The following is a 16,095-nucleotide window of genomic DNA, read 5'->3' as shown; positions in this document are numbered from 1 at the left end:
TTCAGCCGCCGAAGGCGATCCAGAGCATCTCGATACGCATCGCCTCGTCATCCGCATCGTCGCCAAAGATGCGCTCGGCGCGATCCAGCGCATCGTGGCGGCCCTGCTGCTGGTGGAAGATGATGGCGTAGAGCAGATGCGCGAGGTCGTCGGCATTCTCGAAATGGTGATGCTCGGTCTCGACCAGCTCGCACAAGAGTTCGAGATCGTTGATGCGGCCGAGCATGTCCACCAGCGCGCTCGCCGCCTCGTATTTGGCGTTCATGGCGGTCGGCCAGAGCGGATTGAGCAGCTTGTGATAGGCGCGGTAATCCTGCGTGCGCTTGCGCAGTGTATGAAAGGCCTCGGCCGAGACATGTCCTTCGCAGGCGGCCAGCGCCTTGCGCGCCTTGCGTACCGTGGTGTCCCACCCATGCGCCAGAAGCCGGCCATGCCTGCGGTGCCCGCCCTTGAGGCTGACGTCGTCGAGTGCCGCGATCGCCCGTTTCAGCGCCGAGATGGTGTCCGAGACGACCTTTTCGGGATCCCGCCTTGCGGCGATCAATCGATCGCGCCGGGCGCTGAGCGCCGTGACGATGCGGCCGAGCGCCTCGGCCTCGTCGCTGTCGCGGGCGCGCTCGTGGAGATAGGTGGCCGTCTCGACCAGGGCCGCCGCATCCCGCAGGGATGACAAGGATCGCGCGATGCCGCGCAGCCGGATGTTCTCGCGGGCGGAAAATTTCGGCACGGCGCTCGCGACCAGGCGGTAGAGCGAGCGCACTCGCTTCAGCCGCTTGCGTGCTTCATGGATCGCGTGGTCGGTGCCCTCGGGGCGCGTTTCGAGCACGTCGATCGCATGGCGCAGTTGGCGCCGGGCGAGCTTGCGGAACTGTGATTTGAAGGACCGGTCAGGCCGTATGCTGAAGGGCATGCCGGTCGTGCTCAAATTCGGTTGCCAATGCCTGATTTGAGTATCTGAAATCGCCGGTGACCTCGCGGCCGAGCCAGGCGGGAAGCGCCGGCCGTTCGGCTTCCGACCCCATCTCGACCTCGGCGATGACGAGGCCGCGATGCCGGCCGGCGAAAACGTCGACCTCCCAGACGTAGCCCTCATAGGGTACGCGGTAGCGGGTCTTTTCGATGACGATGCCGATCGCCGCATCGAGCAGTTCTTCGGCGTCGCTGACCGGGATCTCGTATTCGAATTCGTCGCGGGTCATCTTGCTGCGGCCGATCTTGGTGGTCAGCCGGGCGCTCTTCCTGTCGATGATGCGCACCCGCACCGAGCGATCATCCATGGACGCGATGTAGCCCTGTCTGAGGACAGACTTCGCCGTGGCGCCCGAGCGCCAGCCATCGCTGCGTACCAGGAATTTCCGCTCGATCTCTTTTGCCATGACCGATGAACCTCTTTGACGACGGCGGGTAGGCTAGCGCAAATTGGCTGAGGTTGATACCCATTCCGTTCCAAAGATGGTTGCGGTCTCGACAAACTTTAGCGGTAGGTCTATTCCGGTGGCCGGAATTAAATCGTTTCAAAGGAACCACGGCCATGGGCGAAAAGACAGAGAAACTCCTTTCCATCCTGAAACTGCAGCCCGTCGTGCCTGTTCTGATCGTCGACGACGTCAAGTCGGGCGTTTCGCTGGCGCGGGCGCTCGTCGCGGGCGGTCTGAAGGCGATCGAAATCACCATGCGGACGCCGGCAGCGCTGGACACGGTTCGCGCCGTGGCCGACGAGGTCGAGGGTGCCGAGGTCGGCGCCGGCACCATTCTCAACGCCAAGCATTGGGAAGCGGCGGTTGCCGCCGGCTCCAAGTTCATCGTCAGCCCCGGCACCACGCAGGAGCTGCTCGACGCGGCGCGCGATTCCGCCGTGCCGCTATTGCCGGGTGCCGCGACCGCCAGCGAAGTCATGGCGCTGCGCGAAGAGGGCTACCAGGTGCTGAAGTTCTTCCCGGCCGAGCAGGCCGGCGGTGCGGCCATGCTCAAGGCGTTCTCCTCGCCGCTCGCTGGCACGCTGTTTTGCCCGACCGGTGGCATCTCGCTGAAGAACGCCCGCGATTACCTGTCGCTGCCCAACGTCATCTGCGTCGGCGGCTCCTGGGTCGCGCCGAAGGAACTGATCGCTTCAGGCGACTGGGCCGGCATCACCAGGCTCGCCGCCGAGGCCTTCGCGCTGAAGGGCTGAGGCGGCCTCGAGGGTTCTCGCTTCTTGGCTAAGACCCCTCCCCAACCCCTCCCCACAAGGGGGAGGGGCTTAGCTGCGGGGCGGCCACGAGTCTCCTTCCCCCTTGTGGGGAAGGTGGCCGGCAGGCCGGAAGGGGCTTTGCCGCACGCGGTGTCGCAGGCCGGTAGGGGCTGCCCTAACGCAACCGTTATTTGAATTCAGGCTTGGTCGCCCCTATCTCCCCAGGAACGGAAAAAGGAGACGATCAGGCATGTTCGACGCGAAGAAACTTCTCGAGCAGTTTCTGGGATCGCAGATCCCGGGCATGGGCGGCAGCGTTCGCGGCCGGGCGGGTGGCGCGATCGAGATGGCCAGGAACAATCCATGGAAGGCCGGAGCGCTGGCGACGGCGGTCCTTGGCACCAAGACCGGACGCAAGCTTGCCGGCAACGTCGCGACGATCGGCGGGCTCGCCGCCATCGCCGGGCTCGGCTATCTCGCCTACAAGAATTATCAGTCGGGCAAATCGCTCGATGTCGCGCCGCAGCCCGGCGCCGCCATGGGCCAGCCCATCGCGCTTCCGCCGCCGGATTCGGCCTTCAGCCTGGAAGGGCCGCAGCTCTCCAACGATTTCGCCCTGACGCTGATCCGCGCGATGATCGCCGCCGCCAAGGCCGATGGCCATATCGACGATGCCGAGCGCGCCAACATCATGGAAAAGGTGAAGGAAGTCGATCTCGGCTCGGAAGCCGAGGCATTCCTGCGCAACGAACTCGCCAACCCTGTCGATATCGATGATCTCGTGGCCGCCGCGCGCACCGAGGAGCAGAAGGTCGAGCTCTATACCGCGACACGCCTGACGATCAATCCCGATACCCGCGCCGAACGCGGCTACCTCGACCTGCTGGCCGGTCGTCTCGGCCTTCCGGACGCGCTGCTCGATCACATCGACGCCACCGTGTCGTCGGCCAAGGTCACGGCCTGACGCCGGCGGTGATCGCCATCCGACGGCATCAAGCCTGCCGTATCGCGGCCAGTTGCCTTTCGCGGGCGGCTGGCCTAAGCCGTTTGTCCTGACCCGCAGGAGACAGACGCATGGCCGATCCGCAACCCTCGCACCGCTCTCCGGCGATCGCCGCCGCGATCATCCTTGTCTGCGCCGGCCTCGTCATCTATTTCCTGCCGTCGATCGTGCTGTGGATCGGCAACTACTCGCCGGTCCTGGCGACCGCTGTCGGCGGGTGCCTGGTGATGGCGTTCTTCGCGGTGTTTTGGCTCCGGGCGCGGTATCAGCGGCGACGGGGTGGGTGAGGGTTAGGGTAGCCTTCATTTAGGTTGTGCCGCGTGGCCCCCTCATCAATCAAACCTACCCACCAAACCCCACGCCCTGCAGCGATGCGCCGAGCAACAGCGCTCCCATCACGATGACAAGCAGCGCGCCCAGGAGTTCGATGCCGTTGCCCACCCGGTTCGCGAGGCGCGAGCCAGGGCCGGCAAGGCGCATGGCGGTACCCTTGGCGGTGACGGCAAGGGTGGCGAGGATGGCGACGGTGATGGCGGTGCCGAGCGACATGGCGAAGACCGAGAGCACGCCGCCGAGATAGAGGCCGTTCAGCAGCGAGAAGGTCAGGACCAGCAGCGCGCCGGAGCAGGGGCGCAGGCCGACGGCCACGATCGCCGACCATGCCTCGCGGATGCTGAAGGTTTCCGCGCCGAGCATCGCCGGATCGGGCATGTGCGACTGGCCGCAGGTCTCGCAGGCCATGCCCGAGATGAACTTGTGCCCGGCCTTCGCAGCCTGGGCCTCGCCAAAGGCGTAGGAGGTGTTCTCGCCTCTCGCTCCCGCGTCCTGCCAGTCGAGCATCATGCCGACGGGGCCGGAGGCCAGCGCTTCCCGCCGCGGCCGGAAGGCCGGCACGATGGCGCGCAGCTTGCGCAGCAGCAGCCACAGGCCGAAGAGGATGACCATGACGAAGCTTGCGATCTCCATCGCCTGCGTGGCCATGGTGAGCGTGATGCCCGAGCCGCGCAGCAGCAGGAAGGCGCAGCCGACCAGCAGGATCGCCACCAGCCCCTGAACGAAGGCCGAGATGAAGGAGATGGCGACGCCGCGCTTCAGCTCGATTTCGTTGGCGATCATGTAGGAGGAGATGACGGCCTTGCCGTGGCCGGGGCCGGCGGCGTGGAACACACCGTAAGCAAAGGACAGGCCGATCAGCGTCGTCAGCTGCCAGGGGTCCTCGCGCATCGCCTTCAGCGCGCCGGTGAGTGCGCGGTAGAAGCCCTGCTGCTCCTGGTTGACGTAGAGAAACAGCGGCGCCAGCGGGCCGCCGGAGGGCTGGAAGCTCGGCTCGGCGGTGCCGATGCCGAGCGGAGACTGCGCATGGGCGGCGGCGAGGCCGGTCACGAAGAGCAGGCCGGCCGGCCAAAGGACGCGCGCCGGCTTGCGCCTCAGCATGTGACCTCCAGCTTGGTGGCGAAGAGCTTCGCCATGTTGGTGCCGGTCGGATCATTGAAGAAGGCGGCGGTCAGCGACTGCTTGTTCTGCGAGATCACCTGGTCGGCATCGGGCCTGACCACATGGTGCTTGCAGGTCTTGAACGCGTCGCCGACGAGGACCAGCTCGTCGTCGGTCGGAAAATCGATAGAGGTGTAGAGCGTCGGATCGTAGACGCCGAAGGCAAGATCGCCCTTGAGCGGCATCGTCTCGGCGGGCTTGACGGCGAAGAACATCAGCAACTGGCCGTTGCGGTAATCGACATGGATGATGTCGGGCTTCTGAACCGTCACGTTCTTCCCGTTCATCGTCAGGTTCATGTAGTAGTCATAGTCGACGAGTGAATCGCGGACCGTCTTGCCGACTTCGGCGAGCTCGTTCGGATCGAGCTTCAGGTCGGTGTTCTTGTCGAAATCCATGACGACCGAGGAGGTGAAGACCTCGTCGAAGCGCCAGACGTTGCGGAATTCGGCGACATTGCCGTCATCGCCGGCGACGACCTCGAGGCGAGCCTCGACGAAGATGTGCGGATGCGCGAAGGCCGTGGCGGGGACGAGCGTCAGAAAGCCTGATGCCAGGAACATCGATATCTTCATGGGGCGCTAACTTCGTGTCCAGGGTTCGGGCCAGAATTCCAGTCTCGGGAGGCGATAAATCCTGATAGGGCGGCCCAAATCAGATGATGCGATCTTGCCGGCAAATGGGACCGAATTGGGACCTCAACTCCCCCGGCGCCGGCTCACGGGTGCTTCTTGAACCAATTATAGAGATAGTCGACGAAAATGCGCACCTTGGCCGGCAGATAGCGGCGATGCGGATAGACCGCGTAGATACCGCGATCGGTGGCGATATAATCGTTGAAGAGCGTCACCAGCTCGCCGCTCTCGATCGGCTTGCGGGCGATGAAATCGGGAATGAAGGCGATGCCGATGCCCGACAGCGCCGCGCGCAGCGTCGCATGCGGGCTGTTGACCTCGATCGGGCCGGAGACCGCGACGGCGAACGAGGTGCCGTCCGGGTTCTGGAAGCGGATGCTGCCCTGGGTTCGCGAATTGGTATCGATGATGAAGGGCACGTTGGAGAGATCGGCCGGGTTCTGCAACTGCGGGTGACGCTCCAGGAACTCCGGCGTGGCGCAGAGATGGATGCGGAAATCCGAGATCTTGCGGGCGATCATGCCTGAATCCTCGAGCTTGGTGACGCGGATCGCGACGTCGAAGCCCTCCTCGATCAGGTCGACGAAGCGGTCGTCGGCGGCGATCTCCAGCTGCAGATCCGGGTTCTCGCGGGCGAAATCGATCAGTGACTGGCCGACATCGGCATCGACATAGGTGCGCGGCACCGAGATCTTCAACTTGCCCTTCAGCTGCGCGTTGTTCTCGCGCACGAGATCGGCGAGGTTGTCGATCTCCTTCAGGATGTCGGAAGCTGTGCGATAATAGGTGTGGCCGGCCTCGGTCATCGAGAACTGGCGGGTGGTGCGGTTCAACAGCAGCGCGCCGAGCTCATCCTCGAGCTCGCGGACATATTTGGACAACAGCGCCTTGGACCGGCCGGTCTTGCGGGCGGCGGCGGAAAAGCCCTCGGCTTCGACGACGTCGATGAAGGCGCGGATGCGGGTGAGGGTGTCCATGAGATAAAAGAATCCAATTGTAAGGGGTCAATCCACTAGGCCGAGAACGAATGAAAGCGCGGCGTCCAGTTCCCGCATTTCGCTCTCGGAGAGTCGTCCGATAATCTTGCCGACTTTCTCGCGAGGCACTCCAATGATTTTGTCTGTCATGATTTGGGAGCGAATGCGCAGGCCGGTTCCCTGGCTTGCTTCGAGAACTGGTCGGAATTTGAGATCCACGATTGATGAAGTGATCGGACAGACGACGGCGGAGGGGTAGTCTTGTGCTAGGGCATCGGTCTGCACAACGACCGCCGGTCTCGGCTTTCCATAGTCGCCCTGAATGGCAACGACAACAACGTCGCCACGCCTCATTCCGGCCAGGTCCAGCCGCTCAGATCGGCAACCTTTTCCATCCATTCGAGGATTTCGCGTTCCTCGTCCTTGTTGAGAGCCGCCACCTGTTCGGCGATTTGCTTGCGAACTTCCGGCGAGCGCGCGTCGAGGGCCACGATGCGTACCTCGCGCAAGTGGTTCGCCTTCCTGCGTTCCCTCAATGCCCTCATTCGTTCTGCGGCGGCCGTCACGGCATCCTCCTTGATGACCACGGAAGTGTAACGCGTTACGGCTCTACCCGCAAGATTCGCTGACTTTCCCGGTGGACCAAGTTTTTTGCCCGGGGTCAAAAAAACTCTTGATTATGACGGCGAATATTCTTATCTCGACCTCAGCCCAAAGTCGCACGTGCCCATGGGTGTCCGCCGAGCCCTCGAATTGGTGAGGAAATCGGTAAGGTACCTGGAATTAACCCCTCCAGTCGCTATTCCGGCCAACCGGAAAATGCGAGGACGCCTGAAGCAACGACGGTGCGGGCCTTTTTGTTCTCTCCCTGCTTTCCATCAGCGGGGGTTACTGAAGAGGCACACCTTCATTGCCGGAAGTGCGGTAGGGAACTCCCTCCAATCCATGGCAGACAAAGCCGGATCCATGTCGCTTTCGCGGCGTTGATTCATCATTCGCGCATTCGAGCGCTTGCTAAGGTTCCGGGGTCTCCACCGGCTGGTTCCTATGCGAGTGATCGGCTGCCCTTTGTCCTTCGGTTTTTCCGGAGCTCTGGAATTGAAAAGGGAATCGATATGACCACTCAGCGCATCCGCGACTTTCTCGCAACCCGACGTCCCGACGGTCCCTGCCTCGTGGTCGACCTCGACGTCGTGCGCGACAATTTCTCCGCGTTCCGTCACGCCATGCCTGACAGCGCCATCTATTACGCCGTCAAGGCGAACCCGGCTCCTGAGGTCCTGAAGCTGCTCGCCGACATGGGCTCCAACTTCGATTGCGCGTCCGTCGCCGAAATCGAAATGGCGCTCAACGCCGGTGCGACCGCTGCCCGTATCTCCTACGGTAACACGATCAAGAAGGAACGCGACGTTGCCCGCGCGCATGCGCTCGGCGTCAGCCTGTTCGCGGTCGACAGCCACGAGGAAGTCGAGAAGATCGCGCGTGCCGCTCCCGGCGCCCGCGTGTTCTGCCGCGTTCTGACCGATGGCGAAGGTGCCGAATGGCCGCTGTCGCGCAAGTTCGGCTGCGTGCCGCAGATGGCCGTCGACGTTCTCGTCTACGCGCATCAGCTCGGCCTCGAATCCTACGGCGTGTCGTTCCACGTCGGTTCGCAGATGACCAAGGTCGATGCCTGGGATTCGGCTCTTGCCGATGCCAAGCGCGTCTTCGTCCAGCTGGCCAAGCAGGGCATCCACCTGCAGATGGTCAACATGGGCGGCGGTTTCCCGACCAAGTACCTGCGCGACGTTCCGTCGGCTGAAGCTTACGGTCGTGCGATCTACCAGAGCCTTCGCGACCACTTCGGCAACAACCTGCCGAAGACGATCATCGAGCCGGGCCGCGGCATGGTCGGCAACGCCGGCGTCATCAAGACGGAAGTCGTGCTGATCTCGAAGAAGTCCGACAACGACGCCGCTCGCTGGGTGTTCCTCGACATCGGCAAGTTCGGCGGTCTGGCCGAAACGATGGACGAAGCCATTCGTTACCCGATCCGCACCGAGCGCGACGGCGACGAAATGGAGCCCTGCGTCATCGCCGGCCCGACCTGCGATTCGGCCGACGTGCTCTATGAGAAGAATCTCTACCCGCTGCCGCTCACTCTCTCGATCGGCGACGAGATCCTGATCGAAGGCACCGGCGCCTACACGACCACCTACTCGGCGGTCGCGTTCAACGGCTTCGAGCCGCTGAAGGCCTACATTATCTAGCACATGACCCTCGGATCGCAGATCCGAGAAAGGCTTATGTGCCAGTAAAGACGACGCTTGCCCCGTAGCCAGCCGGGGCGGCACCTTCACAATTCATATTCACCGCCGCTGATAACGGTTTTGGGTACGGGAGGCCAAGATGGCCGCTGTTCTTGATTCTGTCCGCGCATTCTTTGCGCATTCCATTTTCACCATCGACGCCGAAAATGCCGGCGATGTCGTTGCGCGCGAGACCCTGCTCGATCGCGCCATGGGCCCGAACCGCCGCCGCAAGTCGTCGGAAAAGATCCGCCGTGGCCGCGTGCCGGCCGAAGGCCTGGCGCTGGTCGCGCGTGATCGCGACGGTCACGTGATCGGCACCGTGCGCCTGTGGAACATCGAAGCCGGCGTCAATGCCGATGGCACGGCCATCGACGCGCTGCTGCTCGGACCGCTGGCGGTCGATGCCAGCTTCGAGGGCAAGGGTGTCGGCTCGGCGCTGATGCGCGCCGCCATGCTGGAAGCCAAGACCCGCGGTCACGGCGCGATCCTGCTTGTGGGCGATGCCCCTTATTACGAGCGTTTCGGCTTCTTCGCCGCGAAGGCTCAGCATCTCGTCATGCCCGGTCCGTTCGAACGCTCGCGCTTTCTGGCGCTCGAGCTTGTCGAAGGCTGGCTTGACGGCGCGGCCGGCATGATCGTGCCCACGGGGCGGATGCTGACCAGCGCGCCGGTCCGCAGGGCGGCTTGACTCAAGCCATGTCCGGGGCCTTGTCCGGCAGAGCCTCTCCCCATGGGTCAGGGGAGGGGCTTTTTCATTTCCAGTTTCAGGAAATCAGTTTGAAGGGGCGCCGGAAGAGCCGGCGGACTGTTGTCCCTCTGTATTCGCTTCGCCCGTTTCTAACGGCGATTGCTTGACGACGCTTACTTCACGACGCTGGCGTCGACCAACTGTGTCCCGGCAGTCTGAACGATATTATCCGGTATGGCGGCGATGAAAAACATCGTGAAAGCATAGACCGCGAATATGGTCGCTGCGGCTGTGGCCTTAAGAATCATTCATGCACTCCTAGTTCCTAGAGGTGTAATGTGAGCGCAAAAGTCGCCTTTCCCAAGAGTTTTCTGAACGCCAGATGAACAAAAATCTGTGACGGTAAATTTTAACGATATTTTAGCAACACCGCAGCTTCGCCTTTGTGGGGAAGAAATTCACTTTTCGTTCTAATAAAACGCAGAAAAAACAATCATATGGATGAAAATATAGGCGAGAATCATCCCCATGGCGTAGGGTCGGCGCATCATGAACGCGTCATCGAGCAGGGAGCCGGGTTCATGAACCGGTTCGGTCTCCGTTCATAATTCGGCGCTCGGTGACGGTCGCGAAGGGTTGGATCAGATGCCGTCAGGGCAGATGATTCGTCCGGGGACGCCAGATCGAGAGACGCTCCTGTCGGTCTGATGAAGCCGGAAAGCCTCAAGCGATCGGGCAGGCGGACCAGCCTGACACTCACTATCCATACCTCGACCGCCTGCCTTCTCCCCTTTTTCACCGTCGCGGACAAACCGCGCGCGGCCCTTCGTGCTGCCCGCCGATCGGATGACTTGCCGGGGAAACGATTCCGTGGAATTGTATTTTAGTCATAACTAAAATGTGAGGGCGAACATATGATGCGGTCTCTATTCCTTTGCCTTTCCGGCGCCTGCCTGCTTGTGCTTTCAAGCGCTTCCGGCTCCATGGCTGCAACGCAGACCGTGACGACGAAGCCGACGCTGGAGAACCTGCCACCCGGCACATCCGTCTATTTCGACGACAAGAAATGCGGGGCCGGCATGATCGCCAAATACTCGAAGCCGCAGCGGCGAAACCAGCTGAAGCGCGAGTGCGTGAAGCCGTGATCGTGGCTCGAGGCGATCATATGGCTTCACATCCACGTGATACGGATCGGACGGTCGCTGATTTGGTCGCCCGTCCGTCATAGATAATGGCGCATGATCAAGCGCCGCGCACTCCTCGCCATCCTGTCGCTCTTGCCCGTTGTCGCCGTCGCGCAGCAGCAGAACCCGGTTGCCACGCTTCTCGATGCCGGTTCGTCGCGCGAGGATCTGCGGCCGCTAAAGGCCGTGATCGTCGCAAGGGACGGCGAGATCATCGCGGAACGCGGCTATCGCGACCATTCGCCGGGGGAATCGGTCAATATCAAGTCGGCCTCAAAGTCGATTGTCTCGGCTCTTGTCGGCATCGCCATCGGCAAGGGGCTGCTCGAAGGACCGGACCAGAAGATCGCGCCGATCCTGAAGGCCGATCTGCCTGACAATGCCGATCCGAGGCTCGCGCAGATCACGATCGGCAACCTGCTGTCGATGCAGGCCGGGCTCGGCCGGCTGTCCGGCCCTGATTACGGGCGTTTCGTGTCGTCACGCAACTGGGTGCGGTTCGCGCTTTCGCAGCCATTCGCCGACGAGCCGGGCGGGCAGATGCTCTATTCCACCGCCTCGACACATCTCCTCTCGGCGATCCTGACCAAGGTCGGGGGCAAATCGACGCTCGCCCTGGCGCGGGAGTGGCTGGCGCCCGTCGATGGCTTTCGCATCGGCGCATGGGAGCGCGATCCGCAGGGGATCTATCTCGGCGGCAATCAGATGGCGATGACGGCTCGCTCGCTGCTTGCCTTCGGCGAACTCTACCGCAACGAAGGCAGGACCAAGGACGGCACGCAGGTCGTTCCCGCCGACTGGGTGGTCCAGTCATGGCAGCGCCGAACCAATTCGCATTTCTCGGGCGATGATTATGGCTATGGCTGGTTCTCGCGGCAGATCGGCGGCGAGCAGGTGCATTTCGGCTGGGGGTACGGCGGCCAGATGCTCTACATCGTGCCGTCGCTGAAGCTGACCGTCGTGATGATATCCGACGAAAACGGCCCCTCGGCGAGAACAGGCTACCGCGATGCCCTGCACGGCTTTCTGTCCGAGATCATCGCGGCCTCGCGCCCTGTCTGAGCAAGCTCTTCAGATAGCCGGCGGCGGCGCGGTCCGTCCGGTTTCAAGCCCTTTGTCTCCAAGTCTGTTCTCCCGAAACCGGCGACCGGTTCCGGGAGCTATGCCTCACGCGGCGATATCGACCACGCCGCAATCGCCGGCTTCCGAAGCGAAGGCCAGCAGCTTGCCGTTCTTGCTCCAGCTCATCGCCGTGATGGCGCCCTTGCCGGGGCGGCGCAGCAGCGCTTCCTTGCTGTCGTTGAGGCGAACGGCCAGGATCATGCCATCGATGAAGCCGATGGCGAGTATATCCTCGGCGGGGTGGAACTTGACCGAGGTGGCCATGATGTTGGCGCGGGTGCCGAGTTCGAGCGGCGCCTTGCCCATCGGGCCGTCCTTGCCCTGGAAGGGCCAGACGATGGCGGCGGGGGCGCCCGAAGATGCCAGCCACTTGCCCTTGGCCGACCAGGAGAGCGACTTGACCTTGGCGGGGTAGCCGGTCATGCGCATGTGGCGGGCGTCCGAGCCAGGCTTGCTGTCGAGCTTCCAGCCGTGCAGCGCGTTTTCCTGCATTGTCGTCACGAGGAAGTTACCATCCGGCGAGAAGGTGACGCCGGTATGGGCGCCCTTCCATTCGAGATCGACGGGCTTTGCATCGCCCGCCACCCAATGCAGCGAGACGCCATTATAGCGGGCGGCGGCGACGCGCATCCCCTTGGGCGCGAAGGCGAGGCCTTCGACGGTGCGTTCCTCGGTGAATTCGCGGGTGGTGCCATCGGCGAGCCGCACGATCGCGCTCTTGCCGTGGGAATAGGCGATGGCGCCCTGCGGGCCGGCGGCAAGCTGCGCGATCCACTTGCGCGGCGCATGCGCCAGCTCGGTGACGCCGCCATCGGCCGCGATCCGCAGCACCTTGCCGTCCTCGCCGCCTGAAATCAGGCTTTCGCTATAGGGATCGCGGATGCAGGTCAGCATGCCCTGATGGGCTTCGGTGACCTTTTCAGAACCATCCAGCCGGTGAAACGTGCCGGTGGCGCTGGCGAAGAAGGGGGTATCACCCAAAAATTCGACGGCCAGGATATGGCCGTCGAGATCAAACGGAGCAACAGTCGGCATCAGGCAGTGGCCTCGCACGCCTTGAAGGAGGCTTCGAGCTTTTCGCGGTCGAGTTCGCGGCCGATGAAGACGAGACGGGTCTCATGCTTCTCGCCGTCCTTCCAGGGGCGCTGGTGGTCGCCCTCGATGATCATGTGCACGCCCTGAACGACATAACGCTCCGGATCGCCCTTGAAGGCGATGATGCCCTTGAGGCGAAGGATGTTCGGGCCCTGCGTCTGGGTGATCTTCTGGATCCAGGGGAAAAAGCGGTCCGCGTTCATCTCGCCGCCGCGCAGCGAAACCGACTGCACCGTCACGTCATGGATCGGGGAGACGGCGCCATGGTGATGGTGGTCATGCCCATGATCGTGGTGGTGATGGTCGTGCCCGTGGTCATGATCATGGTCATGATGATCGTGATCATGGTCGTGCGCATGGTGATGGTGGCCATGGTCGTGGCCGCAATCCGGGCCGCAGACATGGTCATCATGATCGTGGTCGAGGAAGTGCGGGTCGTTTTCCAGCGCGCGTTCCAGGTTGAAGGCGCCCTGGTCGAGCACGCGGGCGAGATCGACGCCGGAGCGGCTGGTCTTGTAGACGCGGGCCGACGGGTTGATGGCGCGCACGACATCCTCGATCTGCGCCAGCTCTTGCGGGGTGACGAGGTCGGTCTTGTTGATCAGCACGACGTCGGCGAAAGCGATCTGGTCCTCGGCCTCGCGGCTGTCCTTCAGGCGCAACGGCAGGTGCTTGGCATCGACCAGCGCCACGACGGCATCGAGTTCGGTCTTGGCGCGGACGTCGTCATCCATGAAGAAGGTCTGGGCGACCGGCACCGGATCGGCAAGGCCCGTGGTCTCGACGATGATGCCGTCGAAGCGGCCGGGGCGGCGCATCAGGCCTTCGACGACGCGGATCAGGTCGCCGCGCACCGTGCAGCAGACGCAGCCGTTGTTCATCTCGTAGATCTCTTCGTCGGACTCGACGATCAGATCGTTGTCGATGCCGATCTCGCCGAACTCGTTGACGATGACGGCATACTTCTTGCCATGCGCTTCCGTCAGGATGCGGTTCAACAGCGTCGTCTTTCCCGCGCCGAGGTAACCGGTGAGAACGGTGACGGGGATGGGCTTTGCTTGCGTCGGAACGGCGTCGGTCATGAGAACCTCGATAGGTAGGGGCTTGCTCGGGGTTTTCTCCCGGGTCTTTCAAATTCGTCGTCTCATATAAGGGGTGCCGTGCGGCAGTTCAAAGAGATTCGTATGTTATAAGATCACATTACGGCGTGGAGCGCGGAATCGCCGATTTCACGTCGGTCTTTGAGAAGTCATTGCCGATGTAGAGCAGCGGGCAGTCGAATTCCTTGGCGGTGGCATAGGAGAAACAATCGCCGAAGTTAAGATAGGCTGGGTGAAAGCCTTTGCCCCACAAGCGATAGGCGTCCGCCGCAAGTTCGGCGCGGTTTGATGTCAGTTCCACGATCTCAGTGACTGATGTCTCGATGATATAGCGCATATCGGCTGAGATGCCTCGGCCTTCAGCCACGATCAGCGCCTCCGTCACGGTTGCCGCTGACATCAGTATTTCCCGCTCTCGCTCCAGGATAGCCTGGCACTGTTCTGCGGCGGGCTCACTCGCGATGAAGGCCATGAGCGCGGACGTGTCGACCACAATCACTTTGGCAGACCGTACTCGTCATACAAAAAGTCCTGGCTATGAGCGGCGTCGGGACCCGGCGGAAGATCCATTTTTCTGACGCGCTCCCTGACCTCATTGAAGATTCGTGACTTCTCTTCTGCGCTCAGGGGCTTTTTCAACGGTGTTATACGCGCGCTAGGACGACCATCCTGCGTCAGCACGATCTCTTCGCCCTGATTGGCAAGGCGGACCAGTTCGGTCAGCTGCCCTTCAGCCTCTTTCACGGAAATGCGCATGCGGGCCTCCTTGGTGAGCCACTGCGATTACAATCAATATGATGAAAACACCGGGCCGATACAAGCGGTCCGCTATCTCAGCGTGTCCACGTCGAAGGCATCCACATCCTCCAGCAATTCCACCAGGCCCTTCACCGCATGGGCGATCAGCGCCTCGCCCTTTTCGGCGGTCGCCTTGGTGGCGTTGCCGGCGACGCCCTTATCGTTGAGATCGGACATCTTCCAGCCGAAGGCGTGGGGGCCATAGGCGCGCAGGTGCTTGTAGCGGGCGGCGAAATCGGCCTGGCGGGAGGGGAAGTTTTCGGCCTTGGCCATGTCCACCCTGTCGGGATGCAGCGCCAGCATCACCGAGGTCTCGATGTCGCCGCCGTGGATGTCGATCGCCTTCTCCTCCGTAGAGATCACGCCATCGGGACGGCCGAAGCGGGTCCAGCTGGTGGCGACGGCCAGCATGTTGAAGCGCACGCGGGCTTCTGTCGCGACAACAGTCATCAGCGGAGAATTGCCGCCATGGGCGTTGAGCATGACGAACTTGCCGATGCCCTGCCCGGACAGTTTTGCCGCGATGGCGAGCCAGCGTTCGATCGCTTCGCCGTAGGTGAGCGTTTGCGTTCCTGTCACATCCATATGCTCGATTGAGTAGCCGACTGATTCCGTCGGCAGGAAGGTGACATCGAGACTTTCGGGAAGCGCGTCCTTGAGCCTGCTAACGATGCCATCGGCGATCAGCGTGTCGGTCTCGAATGGAAGGTGGGGGCCGTGCTGCTCGTGGGCGCCAAGCGGCAGAACGACGATGTGCCGATCGCGTCCTGCGCGAGAAAATTGCGGATCGCTGTCGTCGAACTCGGTCGCTTGCGCGTTCATCCGGCTAAGGCCTCTTGTTTATGACGAGATCATGCGCAATGTCATAGCGCAACGATCTCAATGCTTAATGCATAAGCCTTTAAATCAAAATGGATTTGGGGGAAGGCTTAGGCGCCAAACGAAACTGTTGCCGTCCCCTCCGACCTCAAACGGGCGCGGGGAGCGGCAAGATCAAAGGGACGGCGATGGGTAAGAAGCACAAGGACGGCAAGAAGCAGAAGTCGAAGAAGAAGGACCAGACCGAGTATACGGTGGTCGATCTTTCGCCGGCTTTGACGCAGGCCGCCCGGTCGATGCGCACCGTTCTGTCCCGCAACCTTCTGGAGAGCGGGCTTTATGCCGGGCAGGATGGCGTCATCACGTCGCTTGCCGAAACCGACGGCATGACGGCGGGCGCGCTGGCGCAAAAGCTCGGCGTCAAGGCGCCGACCATGACGCGCACCATCGGCCGCATGGAGGCGCAGGGCTTTCTCGAGCGCAAGGCCGATGCCGACGACGCGCGCCTGACCAAGGTCTACCTCACCGATCTCGGCCGCGGCAGCGTCGATGCCATCGAGCAGGCCTCGTCGGCCTGCGATCGGCTGGCGACGCTCGATTTCTCCGAGAAGGAAATCCGCAATCTGGTGCGGCTTCTCAAAGCGATCGACGGCAATCTGCAGGCGGACGCCATCGTCCTCGACGAGCCCGATGAAATCTGACGGTTTCGTGAAATTAGA

The 16,095-nt window shown here is 62.5% G+C and carries 21 protein-coding genes; 8 read left to right on the top strand and 13 right to left on the bottom strand.

All coding sequences use genetic code 11. The features are described from left to right. Window position 1 precedes the first annotated feature (1 nt). Both GGQ67_RS20525 and GGQ67_RS20520 read right to left on the bottom strand, forming a co-directional pair. The gene (locus GGQ67_RS20525; protein WP_183901988.1) at window positions 2–910 is read right to left on the bottom strand and encodes a CHAD domain-containing protein; all 909 of its coding nucleotides are present in this window, start codon (window positions 908–910) and stop codon (window positions 2–4) included. After that, the gene (locus GGQ67_RS20520) at window positions 888–1,376 is read right to left on the bottom strand and encodes a CYTH domain-containing protein (RefSeq protein ID WP_183901987.1); all 489 of its coding nucleotides are present in this window, start codon (window positions 1,374–1,376) and stop codon (window positions 888–890) included. Before GGQ67_RS20520 ends, GGQ67_RS20525 begins: the two co-directional genes overlap by 23 nt. A gap of 155 nt (window positions 1,377–1,531) precedes the next feature. Between GGQ67_RS20520 and GGQ67_RS20515 the strand changes: the two genes are divergently transcribed. From GGQ67_RS20515 to GGQ67_RS20505, 3 genes are all read left to right on the top strand, one after another. Continuing rightward, the gene (locus GGQ67_RS20515) at window positions 1,532–2,170 is read left to right on the top strand and encodes a 2-dehydro-3-deoxy-phosphogluconate aldolase (protein ID WP_183901986.1); all 639 of its coding nucleotides are present in this window, start codon (window positions 1,532–1,534) and stop codon (window positions 2,168–2,170) included. Between the two features lie 250 nt (window positions 2,171–2,420). Beyond that, window positions 2,421–3,134 (top strand): tellurite resistance TerB family protein, encoded by a 714-nt coding sequence (locus GGQ67_RS20510; protein ID WP_183901985.1) that lies wholly within the window; start codon window positions 2,421–2,423, stop codon window positions 3,132–3,134. Window positions 3,135–3,244: 110 nt separating this feature from the next. After that, on the top strand, window positions 3,245–3,460 hold the full coding sequence (locus GGQ67_RS20505) for a hypothetical protein (protein WP_183901984.1): 216 nt from the start codon (window positions 3,245–3,247) through the stop codon (window positions 3,458–3,460). Between the two features lie 55 nt (window positions 3,461–3,515). Here the strand turns inward: GGQ67_RS20505 and GGQ67_RS20500 are convergent, their stop codons facing one another. The 5 genes from GGQ67_RS20500 to GGQ67_RS20480 all read right to left on the bottom strand — a co-directional run bounded on the left by GGQ67_RS20500 (window position 3,516) and on the right by GGQ67_RS20480 (window position 6,824). Next, on the bottom strand, window positions 3,516–4,607 hold the full coding sequence (locus GGQ67_RS20500) for a nickel/cobalt transporter (protein WP_183901983.1): 1,092 nt from the start codon (window positions 4,605–4,607) through the stop codon (window positions 3,516–3,518). Further along, on the bottom strand, window positions 4,601–5,242 hold the full coding sequence (locus tag GGQ67_RS20495) for a DUF1007 family protein (protein ID WP_183901982.1): 642 nt from the start codon (window positions 5,240–5,242) through the stop codon (window positions 4,601–4,603). Before GGQ67_RS20495 ends, GGQ67_RS20500 begins: the two co-directional genes overlap by 7 nt. A gap of 143 nt (window positions 5,243–5,385) precedes the next feature. Beyond that, window positions 5,386–6,279, bottom strand: coding sequence for a LysR family transcriptional regulator (locus tag GGQ67_RS20490; RefSeq protein ID WP_183901981.1), 894 nt, complete (start codon window positions 6,277–6,279; stop codon window positions 5,386–5,388). A gap of 27 nt (window positions 6,280–6,306) precedes the next feature. Next, complete coding sequence (locus GGQ67_RS20485) at window positions 6,307–6,633, bottom strand: type II toxin-antitoxin system PemK/MazF family toxin (protein WP_183901980.1); 327 nt, start codon at window positions 6,631–6,633, stop codon at window positions 6,307–6,309. Beyond that, window positions 6,630–6,824 carry an antitoxin MazE-like protein gene (locus tag GGQ67_RS20480; RefSeq protein WP_210279728.1) on the bottom strand — a complete coding sequence of 65 codons (195 nt, stop codon included), beginning with the start codon at window positions 6,822–6,824 and terminating at the stop codon, window positions 6,630–6,632. The genes GGQ67_RS20485 and GGQ67_RS20480 overlap by 4 nt, the downstream gene beginning before the upstream one ends. Before the next feature lie 570 nt (window positions 6,825–7,394). On the opposite strand from GGQ67_RS20480, the gene odc2 reads away from it, so the two are divergent. Both odc2 and GGQ67_RS20470 read left to right on the top strand, forming a co-directional pair. After that, window positions 7,395–8,528 (top strand): ornithine/lysine decarboxylase, encoded by a 1,134-nt coding sequence (odc2, locus tag GGQ67_RS20475; protein WP_018901943.1) that lies wholly within the window; start codon window positions 7,395–7,397, stop codon window positions 8,526–8,528. Window positions 8,529–8,667: 139 nt separating this feature from the next. After that, window positions 8,668–9,258: a GNAT family N-acetyltransferase gene (locus GGQ67_RS20470; protein WP_183901979.1), complete on the top strand. Its 591-nt coding sequence runs from the start codon at window positions 8,668–8,670 to the stop codon at window positions 9,256–9,258. A 173-nt stretch (window positions 9,259–9,431) separates the two neighbouring features. On the opposite strand, the gene GGQ67_RS25535 is transcribed toward GGQ67_RS20470, so the two are convergent. After that, the gene (locus GGQ67_RS25535; protein ID WP_018901941.1) at window positions 9,432–9,566 is read right to left on the bottom strand and encodes a hypothetical protein; all 135 of its coding nucleotides are present in this window, start codon (window positions 9,564–9,566) and stop codon (window positions 9,432–9,434) included. 609 nt (window positions 9,567–10,175) lie between these two features. Here GGQ67_RS25535 and GGQ67_RS20465 point away from each other — a divergent pair. Together GGQ67_RS20465 and GGQ67_RS20460 are read left to right on the top strand one after the other, a co-directional pair. Next, on the top strand, window positions 10,176–10,403 hold the full coding sequence (locus GGQ67_RS20465; RefSeq protein ID WP_246400250.1) for a DUF6719 family protein: 228 nt from the start codon (window positions 10,176–10,178) through the stop codon (window positions 10,401–10,403). A gap of 93 nt (window positions 10,404–10,496) precedes the next feature. Beyond that, window positions 10,497–11,504 (top strand): serine hydrolase domain-containing protein, encoded by a 1,008-nt coding sequence (locus GGQ67_RS20460; RefSeq protein ID WP_183901977.1) that lies wholly within the window; start codon window positions 10,497–10,499, stop codon window positions 11,502–11,504. 105 nt (window positions 11,505–11,609) lie between these two features. Here GGQ67_RS20460 and GGQ67_RS20455 read toward each other — a convergent pair whose 3' ends face one another. From GGQ67_RS20455 to GGQ67_RS20435, 5 genes are all read right to left on the bottom strand, one after another. Next, the gene (locus GGQ67_RS20455; RefSeq protein WP_183901976.1) at window positions 11,610–12,599 is read right to left on the bottom strand and encodes a WD40 repeat domain-containing protein; all 990 of its coding nucleotides are present in this window, start codon (window positions 12,597–12,599) and stop codon (window positions 11,610–11,612) included. Further along, the gene (locus GGQ67_RS20450; protein WP_183901975.1) at window positions 12,599–13,741 is read right to left on the bottom strand and encodes a CobW family GTP-binding protein; all 1,143 of its coding nucleotides are present in this window, start codon (window positions 13,739–13,741) and stop codon (window positions 12,599–12,601) included. Before GGQ67_RS20450 ends, GGQ67_RS20455 begins: the two co-directional genes overlap by 1 nt. Window positions 13,742–13,859: 118 nt before the next feature. Then, window positions 13,860–14,252 carry a type II toxin-antitoxin system VapC family toxin gene (locus GGQ67_RS20445; RefSeq protein WP_343056532.1) on the bottom strand — a complete coding sequence of 131 codons (393 nt, stop codon included), beginning with the start codon at window positions 14,250–14,252 and terminating at the stop codon, window positions 13,860–13,862. A 2-nt stretch (window positions 14,253–14,254) separates the two neighbouring features. Further along, the gene (locus tag GGQ67_RS20440; protein WP_018901933.1) at window positions 14,255–14,515 is read right to left on the bottom strand and encodes a type II toxin-antitoxin system Phd/YefM family antitoxin; all 261 of its coding nucleotides are present in this window, start codon (window positions 14,513–14,515) and stop codon (window positions 14,255–14,257) included. 72 nt (window positions 14,516–14,587) lie between these two features. Continuing rightward, window positions 14,588–15,379: a creatininase family protein gene (locus GGQ67_RS20435; RefSeq protein WP_183901973.1), complete on the bottom strand. Its 792-nt coding sequence runs from the start codon at window positions 15,377–15,379 to the stop codon at window positions 14,588–14,590. A 185-nt stretch (window positions 15,380–15,564) separates the two neighbouring features. Between GGQ67_RS20435 and GGQ67_RS20430 the strand changes: the two genes are divergently transcribed. Beyond that, window positions 15,565–16,077 carry a MarR family winged helix-turn-helix transcriptional regulator gene (locus GGQ67_RS20430; protein WP_183901972.1) on the top strand — a complete coding sequence of 171 codons (513 nt, stop codon included), beginning with the start codon at window positions 15,565–15,567 and terminating at the stop codon, window positions 16,075–16,077. Window positions 16,078–16,095: the final 18 nt, after the last annotated feature.

The sequence above is a fragment of the Rhizobium metallidurans genome (assembly GCF_014196505.1).
In the GTDB taxonomy this organism is placed as follows: domain Bacteria; phylum Pseudomonadota; class Alphaproteobacteria; order Rhizobiales; family Rhizobiaceae; genus Rhizobium; species Rhizobium metallidurans.
This window is presented reverse-complemented; position numbering and strand designations above follow the sequence as displayed.